General features: G+C 61.9%; 20 protein-coding genes and 1 tRNA gene. 10 read left to right on the top strand and 11 right to left on the bottom strand.

Features of this window, described 5'->3' with window-relative positions; all coding sequences use genetic code 11:
* Positions 1-153 precede the first annotated feature (153 nt).
* The 4 genes from ASD52_RS13495 to ASD52_RS13480 all read left to right on the top strand — a co-directional run bounded on the left by ASD52_RS13495 (position 154) and on the right by ASD52_RS13480 (position 3,527).
* Positions 154-738, top strand: a complete 585-nt coding sequence (locus ASD52_RS13495; RefSeq protein WP_025425759.1) for a YigZ family protein — start codon at positions 154-156, stop codon at positions 736-738.
* Positions 739-835: 97 nt separating this feature from the next.
* The gene (locus tag ASD52_RS13490; RefSeq protein WP_025425758.1) at positions 836-1,822 is read left to right on the top strand and encodes an aldo/keto reductase; all 987 of its coding nucleotides are present in this window, start codon (positions 836-838) and stop codon (positions 1,820-1,822) included.
* A gap of 204 nt (positions 1,823-2,026) precedes the next feature.
* Positions 2,027-2,464, top strand: coding sequence for a DUF1810 domain-containing protein (locus tag ASD52_RS13485; RefSeq protein ID WP_198956827.1), 438 nt, complete (start codon positions 2,027-2,029; stop codon positions 2,462-2,464).
* 592 nt (positions 2,465-3,056) lie between these two features.
* Entirely contained in the window at positions 3,057-3,527 is a 471-nt protein-coding gene (locus tag ASD52_RS13480) for an aminoacyl-tRNA deacylase (protein WP_025425755.1), read from the top strand.
* 159 nt (positions 3,528-3,686) lie between these two features.
* Here the strand turns inward: ASD52_RS13480 and ASD52_RS13475 are convergent.
* From ASD52_RS13475 to ASD52_RS13455, 5 genes are all read right to left on the bottom strand, one after another.
* Positions 3,687-3,763: transfer RNA gene (locus tag ASD52_RS13475), tRNA-Arg, on the bottom strand.
* 161 nt (positions 3,764-3,924) lie between these two features.
* Positions 3,925-5,406, bottom strand: a complete 1,482-nt coding sequence (locus ASD52_RS13470) for a HAMP domain-containing sensor histidine kinase (RefSeq protein WP_025425754.1) — start codon at positions 5,404-5,406, stop codon at positions 3,925-3,927.
* A gap of 22 nt (positions 5,407-5,428) precedes the next feature.
* The gene (locus tag ASD52_RS13465) at positions 5,429-6,853 is read right to left on the bottom strand and encodes an FAD-dependent oxidoreductase (protein ID WP_057224637.1); all 1,425 of its coding nucleotides are present in this window, start codon (positions 6,851-6,853) and stop codon (positions 5,429-5,431) included.
* 16 nt (positions 6,854-6,869) lie between these two features.
* On the bottom strand, positions 6,870-7,670 hold the full coding sequence (locus ASD52_RS13460; protein ID WP_025425752.1) for a TVP38/TMEM64 family protein: 801 nt from the start codon (positions 7,668-7,670) through the stop codon (positions 6,870-6,872).
* 243 nt (positions 7,671-7,913) lie between these two features.
* On the bottom strand, positions 7,914-9,917 hold the full coding sequence (locus tag ASD52_RS13455) for a methyl-accepting chemotaxis protein (protein WP_025425751.1): 2,004 nt from the start codon (positions 9,915-9,917) through the stop codon (positions 7,914-7,916).
* A 388-nt stretch (positions 9,918-10,305) separates the two neighbouring features.
* Here ASD52_RS13455 and rpmH point away from each other — a divergent pair, with 388 nt between their 5' ends.
* The 5 genes from rpmH to ASD52_RS13435 all read left to right on the top strand — a co-directional run bounded on the left by rpmH (position 10,306) and on the right by ASD52_RS13435 (position 14,160).
* Entirely contained in the window at positions 10,306-10,440 is a 135-nt protein-coding gene (gene rpmH, locus ASD52_RS37255) for a 50S ribosomal protein L34 (RefSeq protein ID WP_081788836.1), read from the top strand.
* Positions 10,441-10,460: 20 nt separating this feature from the next.
* The gene (rnpA, locus tag ASD52_RS13450) at positions 10,461-10,859 is read left to right on the top strand and encodes a ribonuclease P protein component (RefSeq protein ID WP_025425750.1); all 399 of its coding nucleotides are present in this window, start codon (positions 10,461-10,463) and stop codon (positions 10,857-10,859) included.
* Positions 10,859-12,655 (top strand): membrane protein insertase YidC, encoded by a 1,797-nt coding sequence (gene yidC, locus ASD52_RS13445; protein ID WP_025425749.1) that lies wholly within the window; start codon positions 10,859-10,861, stop codon positions 12,653-12,655. Before rnpA ends, yidC begins: the two co-directional genes overlap by 1 nt.
* A 192-nt stretch (positions 12,656-12,847) precedes the next feature.
* Positions 12,848-13,501 (top strand): ribosome biogenesis GTP-binding protein YihA/YsxC, encoded by a 654-nt coding sequence (yihA, locus tag ASD52_RS13440; protein ID WP_025425748.1) that lies wholly within the window; start codon positions 12,848-12,850, stop codon positions 13,499-13,501.
* A 119-nt stretch (positions 13,502-13,620) separates the two neighbouring features.
* A complete protein-coding gene (locus tag ASD52_RS13435; protein WP_025425747.1) occupies positions 13,621-14,160 on the top strand; it encodes a DUF1269 domain-containing protein in 540 nt (179 codons plus the stop codon).
* Between the two features lie 152 nt (positions 14,161-14,312).
* On the opposite strand, the gene msrB is transcribed toward ASD52_RS13435, so the two are convergent.
* The 4 genes from msrB to ASD52_RS13415 all read right to left on the bottom strand — a co-directional run bounded on the left by msrB (position 14,313) and on the right by ASD52_RS13415 (position 17,056).
* Positions 14,313-14,813: a peptide-methionine (R)-S-oxide reductase MsrB gene (gene msrB, locus ASD52_RS13430; RefSeq protein WP_025425746.1), complete on the bottom strand. Its 501-nt coding sequence runs from the start codon at positions 14,811-14,813 to the stop codon at positions 14,313-14,315.
* Positions 14,814-15,034: 221 nt separating this feature from the next.
* On the bottom strand, positions 15,035-15,592 hold the full coding sequence (locus ASD52_RS13425; protein WP_057204278.1) for a fasciclin domain-containing protein: 558 nt from the start codon (positions 15,590-15,592) through the stop codon (positions 15,035-15,037).
* A gap of 205 nt (positions 15,593-15,797) precedes the next feature.
* The gene (locus ASD52_RS13420) at positions 15,798-16,520 is read right to left on the bottom strand and encodes an anti-sigma factor (RefSeq protein ID WP_025425744.1); all 723 of its coding nucleotides are present in this window, start codon (positions 16,518-16,520) and stop codon (positions 15,798-15,800) included.
* Positions 16,517-17,056, bottom strand: a complete 540-nt coding sequence (locus ASD52_RS13415) for a sigma-70 family RNA polymerase sigma factor (RefSeq protein WP_025425743.1) — start codon at positions 17,054-17,056, stop codon at positions 16,517-16,519. The genes ASD52_RS13420 and ASD52_RS13415 overlap by 4 nt, the downstream gene beginning before the upstream one ends.
* 156 nt (positions 17,057-17,212) lie before the next feature.
* On the opposite strand from ASD52_RS13415, the gene argB reads away from it, so the two are divergent.
* Positions 17,213-18,100, top strand: a complete 888-nt coding sequence (gene argB, locus ASD52_RS13410; protein WP_025425742.1) for an acetylglutamate kinase — start codon at positions 17,213-17,215, stop codon at positions 18,098-18,100.
* A 77-nt stretch (positions 18,101-18,177) separates the two neighbouring features.
* Here argB and ASD52_RS13405 read toward each other — a convergent pair whose 3' ends face one another.
* Positions 18,178-18,945 carry an isocitrate lyase/phosphoenolpyruvate mutase family protein gene (locus ASD52_RS13405; RefSeq protein ID WP_025425741.1) on the bottom strand — a complete coding sequence of 256 codons (768 nt, stop codon included), beginning with the start codon at positions 18,943-18,945 and terminating at the stop codon, positions 18,178-18,180.
* A complete protein-coding gene (locus ASD52_RS13400) occupies positions 18,942-20,021 on the bottom strand; it encodes a trifunctional transcriptional activator/DNA repair protein Ada/methylated-DNA--[protein]-cysteine S-methyltransferase (protein WP_025425740.1) in 1,080 nt (359 codons plus the stop codon). The genes ASD52_RS13405 and ASD52_RS13400 overlap by 4 nt, the downstream gene beginning before the upstream one ends.
* Positions 20,022-20,037 lie beyond the last annotated feature (16 nt).

Here is a 20,037-nt window from a genome sequence, read left to right as displayed (position 1 = left end):
AGTACGGCCCTCTCCCCCACGGGGGAGAGGGATAAATCAGTTCTCATTGCTCCGGTCCGCCGCTTCGGACTTTGACGACCGCGCTACCTGCGTGCGCCGGATGGCGCATTTGGCAGCAATCCGCTATCAGCGTTGAACAAACGGAAGCAGCGGATGTTCACCCTCAAGCACACAGAAACCTCGACGCAGGAAATCAAGAAGAGCCGGTTTCTGGCAATCTGCGCGCCCGTGCCCGACGAGCAGGCGGCAAAGGCTTTCCTTGCTGAGCATTCCGATCCCACCGCCAACCACAATTGCTGGGCGTGGCGCATCGGCCAGGCCTATCGCTTCAACGACGACGGCGAGCCGAGCGGGACCGCGGGCAAGCCGATCCTCGCTGCGATCGATGGCCAGTCGCTCGACCGCGTCGTCGTGGTGGTCACCCGCTGGTTCGGCGGCATCCTGCTTGGCAGCGGCGGCCTGATCCGCGCCTATGGCGGCACCGCCGCGCTCTGCCTGCGGGCGGCCGAGAAGATCGAAATGATCGAGACGATACGCACCACCATCGCCTGCGACTTTGCCGATCTGGCGCTGATCAAGGCCCGCCTTCTTGCCCGTGACGTCACGATCTCAGGCGAAACCTTCACCGACAAGGGGCCGGTAATGACGGTCGACATGCGCAAGGACGAAGCAGACGGCATTCTTGCCATGGTCACCGATCTCAGCCGCGGCCGCGCGGTCATTTCGACCGACGATTGATCGCCTTCCCCTTGCCGATCGAACCATCATAAAAGCGACCCGCAAACCGAATAATATTCAATCCGAAAACGATTTCGACGCCAGGGAGATGATCTGCATGAAAACGAGAGTTCTGGGCAAGACAGGTGCGACGATTTCGGAGATCGGCTTCGGCGCCTGGCAGATCGGCGGCTCCTGGGGCGACGTCAGCGAAACGGACGGCAAGCGCGCGTTGAATGCCGCACTCGACAGCGGCGTCACCCTCGTCGACACGGCCGACGTCTATGGTGACGGACGGTCTGAAAAGATCATTGCCGCCGTCCTGAAGGAGCGCGGCGGCGAAAAGCCGTTCGTCGCCACCAAGGCCGGACGCAGGCTGAACCCGCATGTCACCGAAGGCTACACCGGCGCCAATATCGAAGCCTTCATCGATCGCAGTCTTAGCAATCTCGGTATCGAAACGCTGGATCTCGTCCAGCTCCACTGCCCGCCGACCGACGTCTATTACCGTCCGGAGTTTTTCGGTGCGCTCGACCAGCTCATCACCAAGGGCAAGATCCGCAATTACGGCGTCTCGGTCGAGAAGGTCGAGGAAGCTCTGAAGGCGATCGAGTATCCGGGTGTTGCCACCGTCCAGATCATCTACAACATCTTCCGCCAGCGGCCGCAGGATCTGTTCTTCGCGGAAGCCAGGAAGAAGAATGTCGGCGTGATCGTGCGCGTGCCGCTCGCCTCCGGGCTGCTGTCGGGCAAGATTACCCGCGACACGGCGTTTGCCGCCGACGACCATCGCAACTTCAACCGCTTCGGTGAAGCCTTCGATGTCGGCGAGACTTTTGCAGGCGTGCCCTTCGAGACGGCACTGGAAGCCGTCGAGCAGCTTCGCCCGCTGGTGCCCGCAGGCGTGCCGATGGCGCAGTTCGCCCTGCGCTGGATACTGGAGCAGGATGCCGTGTCCGTCGTCATCCCTGGCGCCCGCAATGAGACGCAGGCGCAATCCAATGCGGCTGCCAGCGCGCTGCCTGCCATCGACGAAAAAGCCAAGGCCGCCATCGCCGCGCTTTACGAGCGGCTGGTCAAGGTTCATGTTCATCATCGCTGGTAGGATGTATCGTAGCTGCCAATGGGGCCGCCGCCAATGGGCGCGACCGGCGGCAGCGGACACCACCCGACTGCATGTTTCCTTAAGTCCTATTCGATTTAAGGATAAAAACATGCAGCCATTCAAAGTGCTACAGCGACCTTTGCACGTCTAATAAGACGCGCGGCGCTGTAGCGGGCACACAGGCGCGCCAGGGCGGGAGAAGCGATCATGGCAGACCCTTTCGTGCTGCAGCGCTTTGTCGACGCTCAGGGCCGCGTCCATGCCGCAGCGCTCGACGAATTGCGGCGTGGCCGCAAAGAGACCCACTGGATGTGGTTCGTCTTTCCCCAGCTTGCGGGCCTCGGGCATTCGCCGATGGCCCAGCGCTTCGCCATCTCCGGGCTCGCGGAGGCCAGGGCCTATCTCGCCCATCCAATCCTCGGGCCCAGGCTTGTCGAATGCACCGAGACCGTCAACGGGCTGATCGGGTGTTCGGCACACGAAATCTTCGCAAGCCCTGATGACATGAAATTCCGCTCGTCGATGACGCTGTTTTCGAAGGCCGCAAACACAGGCAGCGTCTTCGGGCAGGCCCTCAGTTTCTATTTTGCCGGGGAAGAGGATCGACGAACGCTCGACCTGCTCGGCCCGCCTTCGCCATGACGGCGCACAAGCGCCAGGGGCATTCAGCCCGCGGATCGCGTTAGACGCCGTGCGCGGCGCTCGCGAGGAAGAACAGGATCACGAAAGCGCAGACGGAAAGCCCGGCTACGATCACCAGCAGCTCTTTCATCATATAACGATACATCGGGCACCTCCTTCCATCAGCCGCACGGCTCCCTTTTATATGGGAATCGGACCGGCCATTTTTCAGTCGCAGGCTTCAAAAGATCGTGAGGATGCCCCCTTTTTCCGGCCGCCGCAGACGCCTCCGGATCGCTCTCTTCCGCCCCCATCAGGCGCAACGCAAGCGCGCAGCCTGTAAGTTACATTATACTAATATATAGATTTATTACAACTGTTCTTACGGCTCCGCCGAGGCGCATCACGATCGGATGGAACGGAGAACCAGCGCGGTTTTTTTTGATCGCGGCGCTAGTGAAGCGCCGACGAAAACGCCTCGCAAACGTAGCCGGATGCTCAATCAACCGAAGCGCGCGCACGCTTGCGACCATAGGCTCGTCGTTGACTTCGCAGGCGATGAGAGGAAAATGTCTTCTTATGCGTCACAACGTAACACAAGGGGCGCCCAACGATGACTATCGCAAGGAAACTTCAGGACTATATCGACGGCGAGGGTGTCGCCTACGACACCGTCGCGCACCATCGTACGGCAACGACCAGCCAGTCGGCGCGCGCCGCGCATGTTCCGGGCAGCAGACTGGCCAAGTCCGTGGTCGTACACCACGAAATGGGGTACGTCCTCGCCGTTGTTCCGAGTACGCACCGGATCGAGCTCTCCACATTGCAGAGTGTTATGAACAGACGCCTTGGCCTCGCCTCGGAGGAGGAGGTCTGTTCGCTTTTCGCCGATTGCGACATTGGCGCGGTGCCGCCGATCGGATCGGCCTACGATGTACCGGTGATCCTCGACGAAAGCCTCGAAGACGCCAGCGACGTCTATTTCGAAGGCGGCGACCACAAGACACTGGTGCACGTCACCGGACCTAACTTTCGCAGCCTGATGAAGGATGCGCAGGTCGCCCGCTTCAGCCACCTGCCGTAGACGCCGCAATCCTGCATCGTACACCTCGCAGAGGACGACGTGGAGTTGGTGCCTGCGGGGGCAAGTCAAAGTGCTACAGCGTCCTTTGCGCGTCCAATAAGACGCGCGACGCTGTAGGGAATGCTGGAGAAGCGCCTTCAGTTAAGGCTTTGAAATTGTTGGCGCACCCGAAGAGATTCGAACTCCTGACCCCCAGATTCGTAGTCTGGTGCTCTATCCAGCTGAGCTACGGGTGCTTGCCTGAAGCGGTCGAACCGCTTGCGTGAGCGGTTCTCTAAAGGGTCCTTTCGGGGATTGCAAGCGCCGCTCGGCAAAAAATTTCATTTTTACGACGACGCGGTTTCAAGCTGTGGATTTTCACGGCGAAATCAGCGCGCAATCTCACCCGCGAACCCCTTCAATGCCGGGCTTTGGAGCGAAATGCATCGAGCGGCACCGGGCGGTCCGGTAATTCGATGCGAAAAAGCGTTCCGGGCGTCGGCTTTTCCACAAGGGCAATCGTTCCCCCATGGGCGAGCACCAATTCGCGTGCAATCGCCAGGCCAAGACCGGTGCCGCCCGAGCGCGCCGAGCCGCGGAAGGCTGCAAAAAGATTTTCGCGGGCCTTTGCCGGCATGCCTGGGCCGGTATCGTCGACGGAAATGGTGACGACACTGCCCATGCGCATCGCCGAAACGCTGACGACGCGTGGCCGCCCGTCCTCGGCCTCGTGATTCGTCAGCGCCTGGACGGCGTTGCGGCAGATATTGTGCACCACCCGGAACAGTTGCTCGCTGTCGGCGTCGACCTCAAGGTCGTCCTGCACCTGGATCTGGAATTCGATGCCGGATTGCGGATCGATCGAAAGCAGCTCGGCGACATCGGAGACCAGCGGCTTGAGGGCGACGAACCGGCGGTGCGGTTCGGCCTCGGTGGTACGGCCATAGGAAAGAACCTCGCGGGTATAGCCGACGGCCCGGTCGATCGCCCGCAGCAGCGTCGGTGCGAAGCGCTTGACGACGGGATCATCGACATCGGCGAGACGGTCGGAGATCAGCTGCGCCGACGACAGGATATTGCGCATGTCGTGGTTGATCTTCGACACCGCCAGGCCAAGCTCGGCAAGGCTCTTCTGCTGCTTCAGCGTCTTCTGCAGCTCGCGCTGCATGCTCGCCAGATGCTGGCCGGCGACCGCGAGTTCGTCGCGCCCCTCCGGCGGAACGAGCACGCGCGCCGGATTGGACGGATCGTTGGAGAATTCCTGCATGCTCGCCGTCATTCGCCGGATCGGCACGATCAGCATCCGGTTGATCGCAAGGAAGATCAACGTCGCGGTAATCAGCGAGATGATGATCGACAGGAAGAACACGTTGCGGGAATAGACGAGCATCGCCTTGTGCAGGCTGGCATCAGCCATGACCAGCTCGATCACCGCGTCGCTTTCACCGAGCGGCCCGTAGACGCGCACCACCCGGTTGCCACCGAACAGCAGCGTATCGAAGGCATCGCGGATCGCCGCCAAGGCGGTGAAATTGGCGGTGTCGTATTCGCCGTCGATCTCTGATGGCATGTCGGCGGCAGCGATCATCCGCGAGGCATCCTTGCGGCGAATGACGATCGCCTTGGTGCCCGTTGCCATCAGCGTGTCGTCCTGCACGTTTCGGGGCAGCTCGACATTCTGCAGGCCGTCGACGACGACGGCGGCGGCAGCGACGGTGTTCAGCCGATCCTGCAGCCAGCGGATGCGCATGTTTGCGACCGACGGCACGAAGATCAGCACCTCGGCCAGCATGACGAAAACGATCGTCAGCAACAGCAGCTTGCCCGAGAGCCCGCGGAGGAAGCCCGCTGCGGTTCGCGGCGCTTCACTCACCGTCGTCGGCTGCGCCTCTTCGCTCATCGTCCCGAAAAATCCCTGTCCGTCAGCCGAAATACCGCAAGGCCCTGATGGCGGACCGCACGACCGCCTTCCTCGCCAAGGGCGCATAATAGGAGATGACCGTCTGTTTTCCAATCTCGGAAAGGGTCGGATAGGGTGCGACATAGCCGCGGACCTGTTTCAGCGTCATGCCGTTGGCGACCGCAAGCGACCACATGTTGATCAGCTCCCCTGCACCTGGGGCGGCAATGCCGACACCGAGGATGCGTCCGCGGCGGCCGGCGACGATCTTGATCACGCCAGCCTCGACCCCGTCCGTGCGGGCACGGTCGCCTGCGGCAAGATCGGTCCTGATGACGTCGACGGCGCCGAATTTTTCCCGCGCCTCCGTCTCGCTCAATCCAACCTCGGCGATTTCCGGATCGGAGTAGGTGACCTTCGGCACAATCGTCCGATCTTCCCGCGCCGGCAATCGAAACAGCATCTGCTGCAGCACCAGCCGTGCATGATAGCTCGCCACATGGGTGAACTGCAGCCCGCCTGCGACATCGCCGATCGCATAGACGCGGCGATTGCTGGTGCGAAGGTTGGGCCCGACCTCTATGCCTTTCGCATTGTGGTCGATGCCGGCGGCGGCAAGGCCGAGCGATGCGTGGTTCGGCCGACGACCGGCGGCAATCAGGAGATCGCTGCCTTCGACCTGGAAAACGCCGCCTCCATTCTCGCATCGCAGAACGACCCGCCCGCCATCCTGCTCGGCGCCAAGGATCGTCGTTGCCTCGTGCAGGACCACGCCCCCGTGCCGAAGTGCGGCAATCGCGATCGATGAAAGCTCGGGATCGGCATCCGAAAGCGCGCGCCGGCTCTCGATGACGGTGACGCCGGCGCCAAGCCGGCGATAGGCCTGCGCCATCTCGATGCCAACAGGACCCGCACCGACAATGATCAAATGGGCCGGAAGCCGGGTCAGATCGAACAGCGTCTCGTTGGTCAGGAACGACACTTTGTCGAGGCCCGGAATATCAGGGATCGCCGGCGACGAGCCGGTGGCGACGACGAAACGGCGGGCGCGGACGAGATGGTCTCCGGCGGCAACGGTATTTTCATCGACGAACCGGGCCGAGGATTGCAGCACCTCGACGCCGAGGCCGGTAAAGCGCTCGACGCTATCGTGCGGAGCGATACCGGCAATGACCTCGTGGATGCGGGCATGAAGGCGTTGATAGTCGACGACGGGTTGGCCAGCGGCCAGACCGAAGCGACCCGCCATACGGATCGCCTGCGCGTGCCTGGCGACGGCAATCAGCGTCTTCGACGGCACGCATCCGTGGTTGAGGCAATCCCCACCCATGGTGCCGCGTTCGATCAGGACCACGGGAACACCGAAGGCGGCGGCACCCGCCGCCACGGAAAGCCCGGCGGCACCGCCACCGATCACGCAGATATCCGGATTGATGACTTTTGCCACGCCTGCCCCGTACCCGTCAAACAGCCTTGCGGCGCGACCATACCCGCTTGAAAGCGAGTGGCAATGCCGCAAACAACGCTAATACCACAAGCGCCAAGGTCAATTTCGGCGTTGCGAAATCCGACACCGACAGCTCGCGGCCAACGGCAGCCGAACTGGCGATCACCTCGTCGAGCCCACCGCCGAGCCAGGCATAGGCGAAGGTGGCGGGAACGATACCGATCAGAGTTGCCATCGCAAACGTTCTCAATCTCACCTCGAAGAAGGCGGGCGCGATGTTGACGACGAAGAACGGGAAGATCGGCGTGAGCCGCAGGACGAGAAGATAGAGAAACGCATTGCGGCAGAAACCATCGGCAAAACGCGCGAGGAATGGCCCGGCACGCCGCCGCAGGAGATCGCCGAACATGCTGCGGGCCGCCAGAAACAACAGGCACGAGCCGAGCGTCGCGGCTGCAACGACGAGAAGGCCGCCACCGGCGCAGCCGAAGAGAAAGCCGGCAAAGATCGTCAGAACCGAAGCAGCCGGGATCGAGAAGACCACCACTGCTACGTAGACCAGGAAAAACAGACCGGCGGCCTGAAGCGGATAGGCTTCGACATAGAGGCGCAACGCCTCACGGTGATGGACGAGTGCGCTCAGAGACAGATAACGCTGAAGTCCGAAGGCATAGGAGGCAAACCCGCCGGCGACAAGAAGGGCCAACAGCACCAGACGCCACGCGACCTTGCCGCGGTCTTCGGGCGAGCCCTCGTCCGGTGCCTCCGACGGCGTTGGACGGGCATCCCCGGCTCTGTTGATGGCGCTTCGGTTCATGTGATTTCGTTTCTTGGAAAAGTCTTTCCTTGCAGTATCGGCAATCCATACCGGAGACCAATAACGAATGGTCGCGTTGCAAAACGACAGCGTGAACGGGCCGACAAGACAACTCACGTTGCCGTTACACGAGAGCGTGGCGGCAACGACGGGGCGATGATTGCAGATTATCCACGGAAAACGCCCGCGGAGACGTCAGTCGTCCGCGGGCGTCGATTGGTGCGATCCGTCAAACTGGTCGGATCAGAACTCTTCCCAGTTGTCCCTGGCGACGGCCGCCGAAGATCCGCCGCTGAAGGCGCGGGCGACGTTGCCCATCATCCGGCGGGCGGGCGAATCCACCGGACGGCTGGTTTCCCGCGCCGGTGCGATCGTGCGTGCCGCCGAAGTGCCGTCGAGCTTGAAGTAGGCGATCAGGCTCGCAAGGTTGTTGGCTTCCGCCGACAGCTTGTGGGTCGCGGCATTCGCCTCTTCCACCATGGCGGCGTTCTGCTGGGTGACCTGGTCCATCTGGTTGACGGCGGTGCTGACTTCGCCGAGGCCGGTCGACTGTTCGCGTGCGGCCGTTGCGATCGAGTGGATATGATCGTTGATCTTGAGCACGCGCTCCTCGATCTCGCCAAGCGCCGCGCCGGTTTCCTGCACGAGCCGGACGCCGGTTGCGACTTCCGAGCCCGACTTCGAGATCAGGGCCTTGATGTCCTTGGCAGCACTGGCCGCACGCTGAGCAAGCTCGCGAACTTCCTGAGCGACAACGGCAAAGCCTTTACCGGCATCACCAGCACGGGCAGCCTCGACGCCGGCATTCAGCGCCAGCAGGTTGGTCTGGAAGGCGATCTCGTCGATGACATTGGTGATCTGGCCGATCTCGCTCGATGCCTGCTCGATCCGGCCCATGGCCTCGACCGCGTTGCGCACGACTGCGGCCGATTCGGCAGCGCTTTCCTTGGCTTCGTTGACCATTACGGTCGCTTCCTGCGCCCGCTCGGTCGAACTCCTGACGGCGACGGTGATCTCGTCGAGTGCCGCAGACGTCTCTTCGAGTGCTGCGGCCTGCTGCTCGGTGCGCTTCGACAGATCGTCGGCGGCGGAGCGAAGCTCGGACGAATTGCCGTTGATCGAGTCCGTGGTGACACGCACTTCGCGCAGCGTCTTCTGCAGCGTCGACAGCGTCTCGTTGACGTTCTTCTGCAATTCGGCGAAGGCGCCATGGAACTGGCCGTTCATGCTCTGGGTCAGGTCGCCGGCGGCAAGGCTGGCGACGACGCGGCGCGTTTCGGCAATGCCGGCATCGACGCTGCCGACGAGTTCGTTGACGCTCGACGCAAAACGATTGAGATCGTCGTTCTCGTAGTCCTTGCCGATGCGCTTGGTGAAATCGCCGGCGGCCGCAGCCGAGACGACGACGCCGATGCTCATCTGCAGATCGGCGCTCTTTTCGCGCAGCGCCGCTTCCTGGGCGTTGAGATCGCGAACGGCAAGGCCATTCTGCTTGAAGATCTGCACGGCCGCAGCCATCTCGCCGATTTCGTCCTTGCGGTCGGCAAAGGGTACGTTGGCGGAAAGATCGCCGCCGGCGAGCAGCTTCATCTTGCCGGTGAGATCGAGGATCGGACGGCTCAGATGATTGGTGCCGATATAGAAGGCGGTGCCGATACCGACGGCGAGCCCGAGCCCGGCGATGCCGAGAATGATGACGATGACCGAACGTTCGAACGAAGCGATGTCAGCCTTGACGGTCTCGAGCGTTGCCAGGTTGGCTTCGACGACGGCGTCGATCTCGCCCTGGAAGGCCTTGCGGTTGGCGCGGTTGGCGTCGGTGTTGCCCTGCTCGTTGGCCGCCTGCGGCGATACCTCCTGGCCAAGACGCGCGGTTTCGACGCGGAACGTCTTGAACTCCTCAGCGCGCTTGACCAGCGCATCGAACGAGCCGAGCTTGTCGGCCGGCACCAGGGGTCGCCACTCGGCAAACAGCGCATCGATTTTTTCGAGGTTCTTCAGAATGCCTTCGGCGAAGGGCTTTGCCTTTTCGATGGTGGGCGCTGCGTAGATTCCGCGCGCTTCCATGACGACGCCGGTCACCAGTCGATTGAGATGCTCGCCGTTGAAGGCACGCTCAGAAGCGTTCTGGTACTGATGGAACCGGCTGTTGTATTGAGAAACCACCAGCAGCGACATGCCGGTCACCGCGATCGCCAGGAGGCTCATTACCCCGACGATCAGATTGATCTTACCACGTATTTTCATCCCTGCCTCCACGACACCGCAAGACTTGCCCGGTTATCGGAAGGGTCGCGGCCTCATTGCACCGCAGTCACGCTAAAACATTCATGGTTAATAAAGATCGCGGTGGCCGGCCGGCATTCTGGGGAGTGCCGGTTAGCTCCCTGTTTACCAGTCTGAGATAGTGCGTCGCGGCTTGTGCCTGCGAAATCGAGGTCGCCCGGATATCGGGATGCGATCACTTTTGCCCATCGAAGGCCTCGCGTGATTGACTTTCCGGGAAATTTGCCTTTATAAGCCGCCCACGTCCGGCCAAGCCTGCCTGCCCGACAGGCGGAGCTATGTCCGGAACGTAAACGCTCCTTGCTACATGCAAACCCAAGAAGGGCCGCACACCGCGGTATTAAAATAAATGAAGCGTACTTACCAACCGTCCAAGCTTGTTCGCAAGCGCCGTCACGGCTTCCGTGCACGCATGTCCACCTCGGGTGGCCAGAAGGTCCTCGCAGCCCGCCGGGCTCGTGGCCGCAAGCGTCTTTCGGCTTAAGCCGAAGTTGCCCGAAACCAGTGTCCGGGCACATGACGTCAGATAAAGACAAAACGACTGTCGGGCGGCTGAAAAGCCGTCCGCAGTTTTTGGCCGTTCGGGCAGGAGAAAGCCGTAGAGGCCCGCTGTTTCTCCTCGAAGTGCTCGACCGCAACGATCCGGAGGGAGAGGCCCGCGTCGGCTTCACCGTTACCAAGAAACACGGCAATGCCGTCGAGCGAAACCGGATGCGCCGACGCCTGAAAGAGGCGGTGCGGCTTTCCGCCGGGTTTGCAATGAAACCCGGACACGACTATGTGATTGTCGCCCGACGCGATCTCCTGAATGCCCCCTTCGACGCCTTGACCCGGGGGCTTGGCGAGCGCATCGAAAACAAGCCGAAACAGAAGCGGCCGCCGGCCGGTTCCAGGAAACAATGATGGAAAAAAACCGCAACTATTTCGTGGCGATTGGCCTGTCCGTGCTGATCCTCGTCGCCTGGCAGTTCCTTTACGTCAATCCGAAGATGGAAAAGGAACGCATCGCTGCGGAAGCGCTGCAGGCCCAGCAGGCTCAGCAGACCCAATCGCAGCCGGGCACCACGGCTCAACAGCCGGCGACCGGTCAGGCCCTGCCTGGCGGCACAGTTCCCGGGACGGGCGAAAACCGCGACAAGGCGCTTGCCAAGTCGGCGCGCGTTGCCATCGACACGCCTGCGGTTTCCGGCTCCATCAACCTGACCGGCGCGCGCTTCGACGATCTCAAGCTCAAGGCCTATCACGAGACCGTCAGCAAGCAGAGCCCGATCATCACCCTGTTCAGCCCGGCTGAGACCACCGACGGTTACTTCACCGAAATCGGTTATGTCGGCGATGCGGCAAGCGGCAGCGTGCCCGGCCCGCAGACCGTGTGGACGCTTTCGGGCGGCGACAAGCTGACGCCCGCAACGCCGGTGACGCTGAGCTTCACCAACGAGAAGGGCATCACCTTCAACCGGACGATCTCGATCGACGAACGCTACATGTTCCAGGTGGTCGACAGCATCAAGAACGGTGCCGCAGAACCGGTGTCGCTCTCCTCCTACGGTCGTGTGACGCGCTTCAACAAGCCGACGACACCGAGCGTCTATGTTCTGCATGAAGGCTTCATCGGGGTCATCGGCGATCATGGCCTGCAGGAAGTCGGCTATTCGAAGATCGAGGACGACAAGGCGATCGAACCCGGCAAGGCGACGGGCGGCTGGCTCGGCATCACCGACAAGTATTGGGCCGCAACGATCGTTCCGCCGCAGGCGACGCCTTACGAGACCCGCTTCTCGCACTTCACAGATGGCCGCGCCCGCTATCAGAGCGACTACAAGAGCGACGCAATCACCATTGCCGCCGGTCAGTCCTCGGAACTCAAGAACCTCGTATTTGCCGGCGCCAAGGAAGTGCCCGTCGTCGACAACTATGAGGCCGCCTATTCTATCCCTAACTTCGACAAGCTGATCGATTGGGGATGGTTCTACTTCATCACCAAGCCGATGTTCAAAATGATGGATTTCTTCTTCCGTCTGTTCGGCAACTTCGGCATCGCCATCCTGACGACGACAATCGTCGTCAAGCTGCTGTTCTTCCCGCTTGCCAACAAGCAGTACTCTTCGATGGCGAACATGAAGAAGGTTCAGCCGAAGATGGAAGAGCTGAAGAAGAAGTTCGGCGACGACCGCATGGGCCTGCAGCAGGCAATGATGCAGCTCTACAAGGACGAGAAGATCAATCCGCTCGCGGGCTGCTGGCCGATCCTCATCCAGATCCCGGTGTTCTTCGCGCTCTACAAGGTGATCTACATCACCATCGAGATGCGCCACGCACCGTTCTTCGGCTGGATCCACGACCTGTCCGCGCCGGATCCGACGACGATCTTCAACCTCTTCGGCCTCTTGCCGTTCGACGCGCCGTCCTTCCTGCACCTCGGCGTCTGGCCGATCATCATGGGCATCACCATGTTCGTGCAGATGCGCATGAACCCGACGCCGCCCGATCCGACCCAGGCGATGCTGTTCACCTGGATGCCCGTTGTCTTCACCTTCATGCTGGCCTCGTTCCCGGCCGGTCTGGTGATCTATTGGGCCTGGAACAACACGCTTTCGGTGCTGCAGCAGTCGATCATCATGAAGCGCCAGGGCGTGAAGATCGAGCTGTTCGACAATCTGAAGAACCTGTTCTCGAAGAAACCCAAGCCGGCGGAGTGACGCCGGCAGACAGAGCCTTCACAAGGCCCCGGACCTCGGTCCGGGGCTTTTTCGTTCGGCCGCTCTAAGCTCACCGTCGAGGGGCTGCGCCAGCAAATCCCGCCGGTTCGATAGCTGCGCCGAGCCGAAAGCTTGACATCGCCGGCCAAAACCGTGAAGCCAAAGCCAATCTTGACGAAGGAATGAACATCGATGGCCGACACAAAGACAAAAGACGACAAGCCGCTGTTCGGCCGGCCGTGGATTTTCATTCGCGGCGTCCCGGCGATGAAGTTCCTGCCGCCGGAAGGACCGACCGAAATTGCCTTTGCCGGCAGATCGAATGTCGGCAAGTCGTCGCTGATCAATGCGCTGGTCGGCCAGAAGGGCTTGGCGCGCACATCCAACACGCCCGGACGCACCCAGGAACTCAACTACTTCGTGCCCGACGGCTATTCCGGTGAAGCGGGCGATCTGCCGCCGATGGCGCTGGTCGACATGCCCGGCTACGGCTATGCCCAGGCGCCGAAGGAACAGGTGGATGCCTGGACCAAACTGGTGTTCGACTATCTGCGCGGCCGCGCGACGCTGAAGCGCGTCTACGTGCTGATCGACTCCCGCCACGGCATCAAGAAGAACGACGAGGACGTGCTGTCGCTGCTCGACAAGGCGGCCGTCTCTTACCAGATCATCCTGACCAAGACGGACAAGATCAAGGCCGCCGGCGTGCCGCGGCTGATCGCCGAGACGCTCGAGAAGATCAAGAAGCACCCCGCCGCATTTCCCGAAATCCTCTCCACCTCCTCGGAAAAGGGAGAGGGCATCGATGAGCTTCGCGCGACGATCGAGCTTGCGCTTTCGCGCTGAGAGCGACGATCGCCCGAAAGTCTTTGATCTCCGTCACTACTCTGACATGCAAACCGCTCTATCTCTGCCGTGCGGTCGCGCGTTTCCTTGCGCGATAGCGTCAAGGATAGGAGAGACACATGTCCGATTTGATCGTTGTGGGATTCGACACGCCTGAAGAGGCCGACAAGGTTCTCGTCAAGCTCGCCGGCCTCAAGAAGGAATATTTGATCGATCTCGAGGACGCCGTCGTCGTCGTGCGCGACGCAGAAGGCAAGGTCCACCTCAAGCAGAGCCTCAACCTGACCGCGATCGGGGCGACCTCCGGTCTCTTGTCCGGCTCCATCTGGGGCGGGCTCGTCGGGTTGCTGTTCCTCAATCCACTCGCTGGCTTTGCCATCGGCGGCGCGCTCGGCGCCGGCGCCGGTGCGCTCTCCGGCTCGCTGACCGACTACGGCATCGACGACGAATTCATCAAGTCGCTCGGCAACACCATCCCGAACAACTCGTCGGCGCTGTTCGTCCTGGTGCGCAAGGTGCAGCCGGAAAAGGTCCTGGCCGAATTCTCAGGCCTGCGCGGCCGCGTGCTGAAAACATCGCTGTCGCCCGAGCAGGAGCAGAAGCTCCAGGCGGCGCTCTCCGACGCCCAGACGCCTTCGCCGCAAGCCGGAACGTTCTGAGCCGCATCAGCGCGATCTTCCTGCGGGCGCATCGTCGACCGCAGGAACGGGCGCTAGTGCGTTCGGCTTAAACGGAGTCGCAGAACTACCATCTTTTTGTTTTCGCGCATTTCCTGCCGGAAAACCGCTTCGCACTTCTCCTGGAAGTGCTCCTAGGCGCTCGCCGCAACGAATGTCAGCGCGAAACCATTGATGCAATGGCGTTTGCCGGTTGGCGGCGGGCCATCGTCGAAGACGTGGCCGAGATGTCCGCCGCAGCGATGGCAGTGGCATTCCGTTCGCGTCATGAACAGTGCGTTGTCCTCGCGCGTTGCCACGCCGCCCGGCAGGGACTGCCAGAAACTCGGCCAACCGGTGCCGCTGTCATATTTGGCTTCGGAGGAATAGACAGGGAGCGCGCAACCGGCGCATTGAAACGTGCCCTTGCGCTTTTCATTGTTGAGCGCGCTGGTAAACGGACGCTCGGTGTCCTCCTGGCGCAGTATCCGATACTGTTCGTCGGTCAGGATCGCCCGCCATTCGGCATCGGTCTTCGTGACCTCGAACGTTTCGGCCGAGGCTGGGCGCGCCGCCAGCGGAAACCCCTTTGCCGCCGCGATCGCGATCACGCTTAGTGTCCCGCCAAAAATCAGAAAATTCCGCCGGTTCACGATCGAACCCTCCTTGTCATGCCCCTTGACGCTGCCGAGGTCGAAGATAGCGGCCGGCCTGTCACGCGGCAAAACAAGACCGATCAAAGCGCCGTGAAGAAGCCGGGTTGAAAGGCCACCGATCGCAAGCGATCGGTGGCAGAAGCGCCGGCGCGCCACGGATGAGACCCCGGCGGCGGATCGCCTGCGAATGTCTGCCGCGGCGATCCGGAGGAAGCGAGAGCTCAGCCCTTCGGCAGCAGCACCTTGTCGATAACGTGGATCACGCCGTTTGACTGCTTGACGTCGGCGATGGTGACCGTGGCCGTGCCGCCGGTCTCGTCCGTGAGTGTGATCTTGCCGCCGTCATCCTTGGCCTGGAGATCGCAGCCGCCAACCGTCTTGACGTCGTGTTCGCCACCATCGCCTTTGACCATCTTGGCGATCGCCGAGGACATCGCGTCGGCGGAGACGACATGGCAGGTCAGAACCTTGGTCAGCTTGTCCTTGTTTTCCGGCTTCAGGAGCGTGTCGACCGTGCCGGTCGGCAAGGCCTCGAAAGCCTCGTTCGTCGGCGCGAAGACGGTGAACGGCCCCTTGCCCTGGAGGGTCTCGACCAGCCCGGCCGCCTTGACCGCCGCCACCAGCGTGGTGTGATCCTTCGAGTTGACGGCGTTTTCGACGATATTCTTGTCCGCATACATCGCCGCGCCACCGACCATCGGGTTCTCGGCATGGGCGATTGCCGCACTTGCGGTCAGTATGGTGATGGCAGCGAACGAACGGATTCCATAGGTGAACATCTTGGTCTTCCTTCCTGTTGAACCTGTCAGGGAGGCGACACCCAGCCGCCTCGTTGAAATTGCCGTTCCCTCCCCGGGAACATGACAAGCAACGGAAGCCTTGGAAAAAGAGTTTCAGGAATTTTCGGATTGCCGGTCGGTTGGGCGAAAAACGACGTGAGAAGCGACCGACGCTGCAGGACCGGGAAGGCCCGCGTGCGCTGAGTTAGAGATCGCGGGCCTTGCCGAGCGCGATGATCGGGCCGGTGGCCGATCCGGTCGGCGAACCGCCAAGCGGCTCGATACTGACGGCCAGAACCGAACCGCGCGAGAATTTCCCGCGCATGGCCGGGGCGATGATGATCTCGCCTTCGCCGGTCTGGGGCAGCACGCCGAGGGAAACGGCCGGGTTGTCGCCGTTGATGAGCCACAGCTCCAGCGATTTTTGCTCGGCCTGCTGTGCGGCAACCGGCGTCACCCGGAGATGGCCGGTCTCGCGATCGAAACGGGCGACGAGATCGACCGAAATGCCCTTGCCGGTCATTTCGGCGACAAGCGGCCGGCCGCCGGACGGCGGTGCAAACAGCCCTGCCATGGACGCGCCCATGACGGCGACGGCAGCAAGCGAGGCGAGTGCGAGACCACGCCAGAGCGCAAGCGATTGCCATATGCCTGCCCGCACCGGGGCCGCGGCAGGCGGGGCCGTTTCGAAGAGCCGGCGCTCGATCGCCGCGAAAATCCGCGCCGGCGGCACGACGGGATCATAGGCTTCGTCGAAGGAGGAGAGATTGTTTTGCCAGCGCGTCACCATGGCGGCGAAATTGCGGTCGGATGCAAGGCGGGCCTCGACTTTGCGGCGGTCGTCGGCGGATAGCACACCCAGCACATATTCCCCGGCGATCACCTCGTCGCGGCGGAAATCTCCTTTGTCTGGGGTGGACGCTGTCATCGCTCCATGCACTCTCTCAACTTCAACAGGCTGCGCCTCAACCAAGTCCTCATCGTGTTCAGCGGCACAGCGTACATTTCAGCCAGTTCCTGGTAGCTCAGACCTTCGACATAGGCACGCCGCACGGCGTCCGCCCGATCGGTTTCGAGCTCCTCCATGCACGCATCGATCCGCCTGCCCTCTGCTCTGACCACTGCCGATTTTTCCGGATCGGCAGCAGGATCAGCCAAATCGTAGGCTTCGTCAATCGCGTTGGCTACGGGTTTTCGCGCCCGGATCAGATCGATGGCACGGTTGCGCGCAATCGCCGCCAACCAGGACATCGGCGTTGACTGGCCGGGCGAAAAACGGTCGGCGTGCTGCCAGATTCTGACGTAGATTTCCTGGAGCGTTTCTTCCGCTTCACTTCGGTCTCTCAGGATACGCAGGCAAATGGCGAAAAGTTTCGGGCTGGTCAGCCGGTAAAGTTCGGCAAAGGCCGCACGATCCCTGAGCGCAACACGGCCGAGCAGTCCGGAAATTTCCTCGTCGATCATTGCCAACCCGACCCGATGCATTCTTGAGATAGGACATAGAGCACAAATCGCTATCCGCCAGCGCGCATCGTCATTGCTGTTTTATGTTGCTCGCCGATCATTCCATCGACGGGAAACTTGCGTTAAACAGCAGCCGGTATTTTTCGAGGGTCCGCCATGTCCGCTAATGAAAGTGAAATCCAGGCACGCCTGCTCACCCAGGCCCTGCCCTACATGCAGCGCTACGAGAACAAGACGATCGTCGTCAAATATGGCGGCCACGCCATGGGCAACGCCGAATTGGGCCGAGCCTTTGCAAGCGACATCGCTCTGTTGAAGCAGTCAGGCGTCAACCCGATCGTCGTGCACGGCGGTGGCCCGCAAATCGGCGCGATGCTGACGAAGATGGGCATCGAATCGAAGTTCGAAGGCGGCCTGCGCGTCACCGACGAAAAGACCGTCGAGATCGTCGAGATGGTTCTGGCCGGCTCGATCAACAAGGAAATCGTCGCCCTCATCAACCAGACCGGCGAATGGGCGATCGGCCTTTGCGGCAAGGACGGCAACATGGTCTTTGCCGAAAAGGCACGCAAGACCATCAAGGATCCGGATTCCAACATCGAACGCGTGCTCGATCTCGGTTTCGTCGGTGAGGTCGTCGAGGTCGACCGTACCCTGATTGACCTGCTCGCCCGCTCGGAGATGATCCCGGTGATCGCGCCGGTGGCACCTGGCCGCGACGGGCACACCTACAACATCAACGCCGACACCTTTGCCGGTGCAATTGCCGGTGCGCTGAACGCCACGCGGCTCCTGTTCCTCACCGACGTTCCCGGCGTGCTCGACAAGGAAGGCAAGCTGATCAAGGAACTGTCCGTAGCGCAGGCACGGGCGCTGATCGCCGACGGCACGATTTCCGGCGGCATGATCCCGAAGGTCGAAACCTGCATTGATGCGATCAAGGCCGGCGTCCAGGGCGTCGTCATCCTCAACGGCAAGACGGCGCATTCCGTGCTGCTCGAAATCTTCACCGAGCGCGGTGCCGGCACGCTGATCGTTCCCTGATCGACAGCAAACCGAAAACACGAAAAAGCGGGATGCGGTTTTCAGGCCGCATCCCGCTTTTGTTTTGGGCTGATTGATCAGGCCTGATAAACGGCCTGGGCCTCCTGCTTCAGCTTTTCCATCATCGCCCGGTAGGGGAAAGGTCCGTAACTGACACGTGCGACGCCGGCGCCGGCGAGCGTCTGCAGGTCCGGCGCACCCGGCCGCATCATCACGTTGACCGGCAGGCTCGAAGCGGCGCAGACCTTGGCAATCAGCGCGGCATCGACCAGCCACGGCACGAAGAAGCCGCTGGCGCCGGCTTCGGCAAAGGCCTTTCCGCGCGCAATCGCCTCATCGACAAGACCGGCATGGCGGCCAGCATCGCTTTCCTGCAGGAACAGGTCGGTGCGGGCATTGATGAAGAACGGCACACTGCGGCGGTCCGCCATTTCGCGGATCGCGCGGATGCGGGCGGCCTGCTTTTCGACCGCATGCACGCCGGATTTGCCGACAACCTGATCTTCGAAGTTGATGCCGATGGCGCCGACGTCGATCAGACGCGAGACATTGGCAGCCCCCGTTGCCGGGTCGTCGGAATAGGCGCCCTCGAAATCGACCGTGACCGGCAGTTCGGTCGAGGCGACGATCAGCCGGGCGATATCGGTAAGCAGCGCCAGCGGAACCTTCTCGCCATCGCCAAACCCATGCGCGGCGGCAATCGACCAGCTGCCGGTCGCAAGCGCCTTGGCTCCAGCCTCGGCCACGGCCTTGGCGCTGCCCGCATCCCAGATATTGTAGAGCACCACCGGATCGCCCTTGCGATGCAGAGCGGCGAATTCGGTGGCCTTTTCAGTCTGGTTCATTGCATTTCCTCCGCAAACAATCCCACAGGTTTCATTTTGCCTTCGTGCCGCAGCAGCCATTGCTTGCGCCACAACCCGCCGCCATATCCCGTCAGCGAACCATCGGAGCCGATGCAGCGGTGGCAGGGAATGACGATGGCGATCTGGTTGGACCCGTTGGCCTTCGCCACGGCACGCACGGCCTGGATCGTATCGACCTCGCGCGCGATGTCACCATAGGAACGTGTCTCTCCGAGCGGAATTTTCACGAGCCTTGCCCAGACCTCACGCTCGAAGGCAGTGCCGCCAGGCGCCAGGGGCGTGCGAAACTCTGCGATATCGCCCGAGAAATAGGCTTTCAGCTCCGCCTCCATCTGGTCGATCGGCGCCGTGCGGCCTGGGACGATCGCCGAGCGGGTCTTGCGCTTCAGGTTTTCGAGCTCGGTCGGCAACGCCTTGCGATCGTGAAACTCGAGAATGTGCAGATGGGTCTTGTCGGCGACCGCCACCATCGGGCCAAGCGGCGTGTCGATGCGGTCGGCAAACAGCAGCACACGGCCCTGCGACATAGCCGGCGCTTCGCCGAGCAATTTGGCAAAGGCGGCGCGAAAGCCGCTCGGCGATTCGTATCCGGCGTCGATCTGCGCATCAATGACCCGGCCGCCCTCGGCGAGTTGGCGGGCGGCAAGGCCCAGTCGCCGATGTCGGGCAAGATCGAGAAAGGTGATGCCGAGATTGCGCTTGAAGGCGCGGCGAACGGTCGACGGATCATGGCCGCGGCGAACCAGGTCGTCCTCGGTCCAGCGCCGTTCGGGTGCTGCCTCCAGTGCCTGCAGCAGGTCATCGACCAGCGGATCCTTGGCACCGACGGTTGCAAGCGGCTTGCAGCGCTGGCACGGGCGAAAGCCGGCTTCGAGGCAGGTGCCGATCGAGCCGACGAAGATGGTGTTCTCGCGCTTCGGCTTGCGAGCGGGACAGGAGAGGCGGCAGAAAATGCCCGTCGTCTTGACGCAGACATAGGCAGCGCCCTCGTATTCGGTGCTGCGCGCAATCAGGGCATCGTAAAGCGTTTCGTCGGAAGGAAGATCGAACAACATGCGGCCCTTCTACCAT

The organism is Ensifer sp. Root142, from assembly GCF_001426785.1.
Lineage (GTDB): Bacteria > Pseudomonadota > Alphaproteobacteria > Rhizobiales > Rhizobiaceae > Ensifer > Ensifer canadensis.
This window is presented reverse-complemented; position numbering and strand designations above follow the sequence as displayed.

What these genes read in the sequence shown, in the direction of transcription:
- ASD52_RS13455 (WP_025425751.1), bottom strand. Translation starts at nt 9,917, where the DNA reads ATGAAAATACGTGGTAAGATCAATCTGATCGTCGGGGTAATGAGCCTC.
- ASD52_RS13420 (WP_025425744.1), bottom strand. Translation starts at nt 16,520, where the DNA reads ATGACAGCGTCCACCCCAGACAAAGGAGATTTCCGCCGCGACGAGGTG.
- yihA (WP_025425748.1), top strand. Translation starts at nt 12,848, where the DNA reads ATGGCCGACACAAAGACAAAAGACGACAAGCCGCTGTTCGGCCGGCCG.
- ASD52_RS13470 (WP_025425754.1), bottom strand. Translation starts at nt 5,406, where the DNA reads ATGAGCGAAGAGGCGCAGCCGACGACGGTGAGTGAAGCGCCGCGAACC.
- ASD52_RS13435 (WP_025425747.1), top strand. Translation starts at nt 13,621, where the DNA reads ATGTCCGATTTGATCGTTGTGGGATTCGACACGCCTGAAGAGGCCGAC.
- yidC (WP_025425749.1), top strand. Translation starts at nt 10,859, where the DNA reads ATGGAAAAAAACCGCAACTATTTCGTGGCGATTGGCCTGTCCGTGCTG.
- ASD52_RS13425 (WP_057204278.1), bottom strand. Translation starts at nt 15,592, where the DNA reads ATGTTCACCTATGGAATCCGTTCGTTCGCTGCCATCACCATACTGACC.
- ASD52_RS13460 (WP_025425752.1), bottom strand. Translation starts at nt 7,670, where the DNA reads ATGAACCGAAGCGCCATCAACAGAGCCGGGGATGCCCGTCCAACGCCG.
- argB (WP_025425742.1), top strand. Translation starts at nt 17,213, where the DNA reads ATGTCCGCTAATGAAAGTGAAATCCAGGCACGCCTGCTCACCCAGGCC.
- ASD52_RS13480 (WP_025425755.1), top strand. Translation starts at nt 3,057, where the DNA reads ATGACTATCGCAAGGAAACTTCAGGACTATATCGACGGCGAGGGTGTC.
- ASD52_RS13405 (WP_025425741.1), bottom strand. Translation starts at nt 18,945, where the DNA reads ATGAACCAGACTGAAAAGGCCACCGAATTCGCCGCTCTGCATCGCAAG.
- ASD52_RS13415 (WP_025425743.1), bottom strand. Translation starts at nt 17,056, where the DNA reads ATGATCGACGAGGAAATTTCCGGACTGCTCGGCCGTGTTGCGCTCAGG.
- ASD52_RS13490 (WP_025425758.1), top strand. Translation starts at nt 836, where the DNA reads ATGAAAACGAGAGTTCTGGGCAAGACAGGTGCGACGATTTCGGAGATC.
- ASD52_RS13400 (WP_025425740.1), bottom strand. Translation starts at nt 20,021, where the DNA reads ATGTTGTTCGATCTTCCTTCCGACGAAACGCTTTACGATGCCCTGATT.
- rpmH (WP_081788836.1), top strand. Translation starts at nt 10,306, where the DNA reads ATGAAGCGTACTTACCAACCGTCCAAGCTTGTTCGCAAGCGCCGTCAC.
- ASD52_RS13495 (WP_025425759.1), top strand. Translation starts at nt 154, where the DNA reads ATGTTCACCCTCAAGCACACAGAAACCTCGACGCAGGAAATCAAGAAG.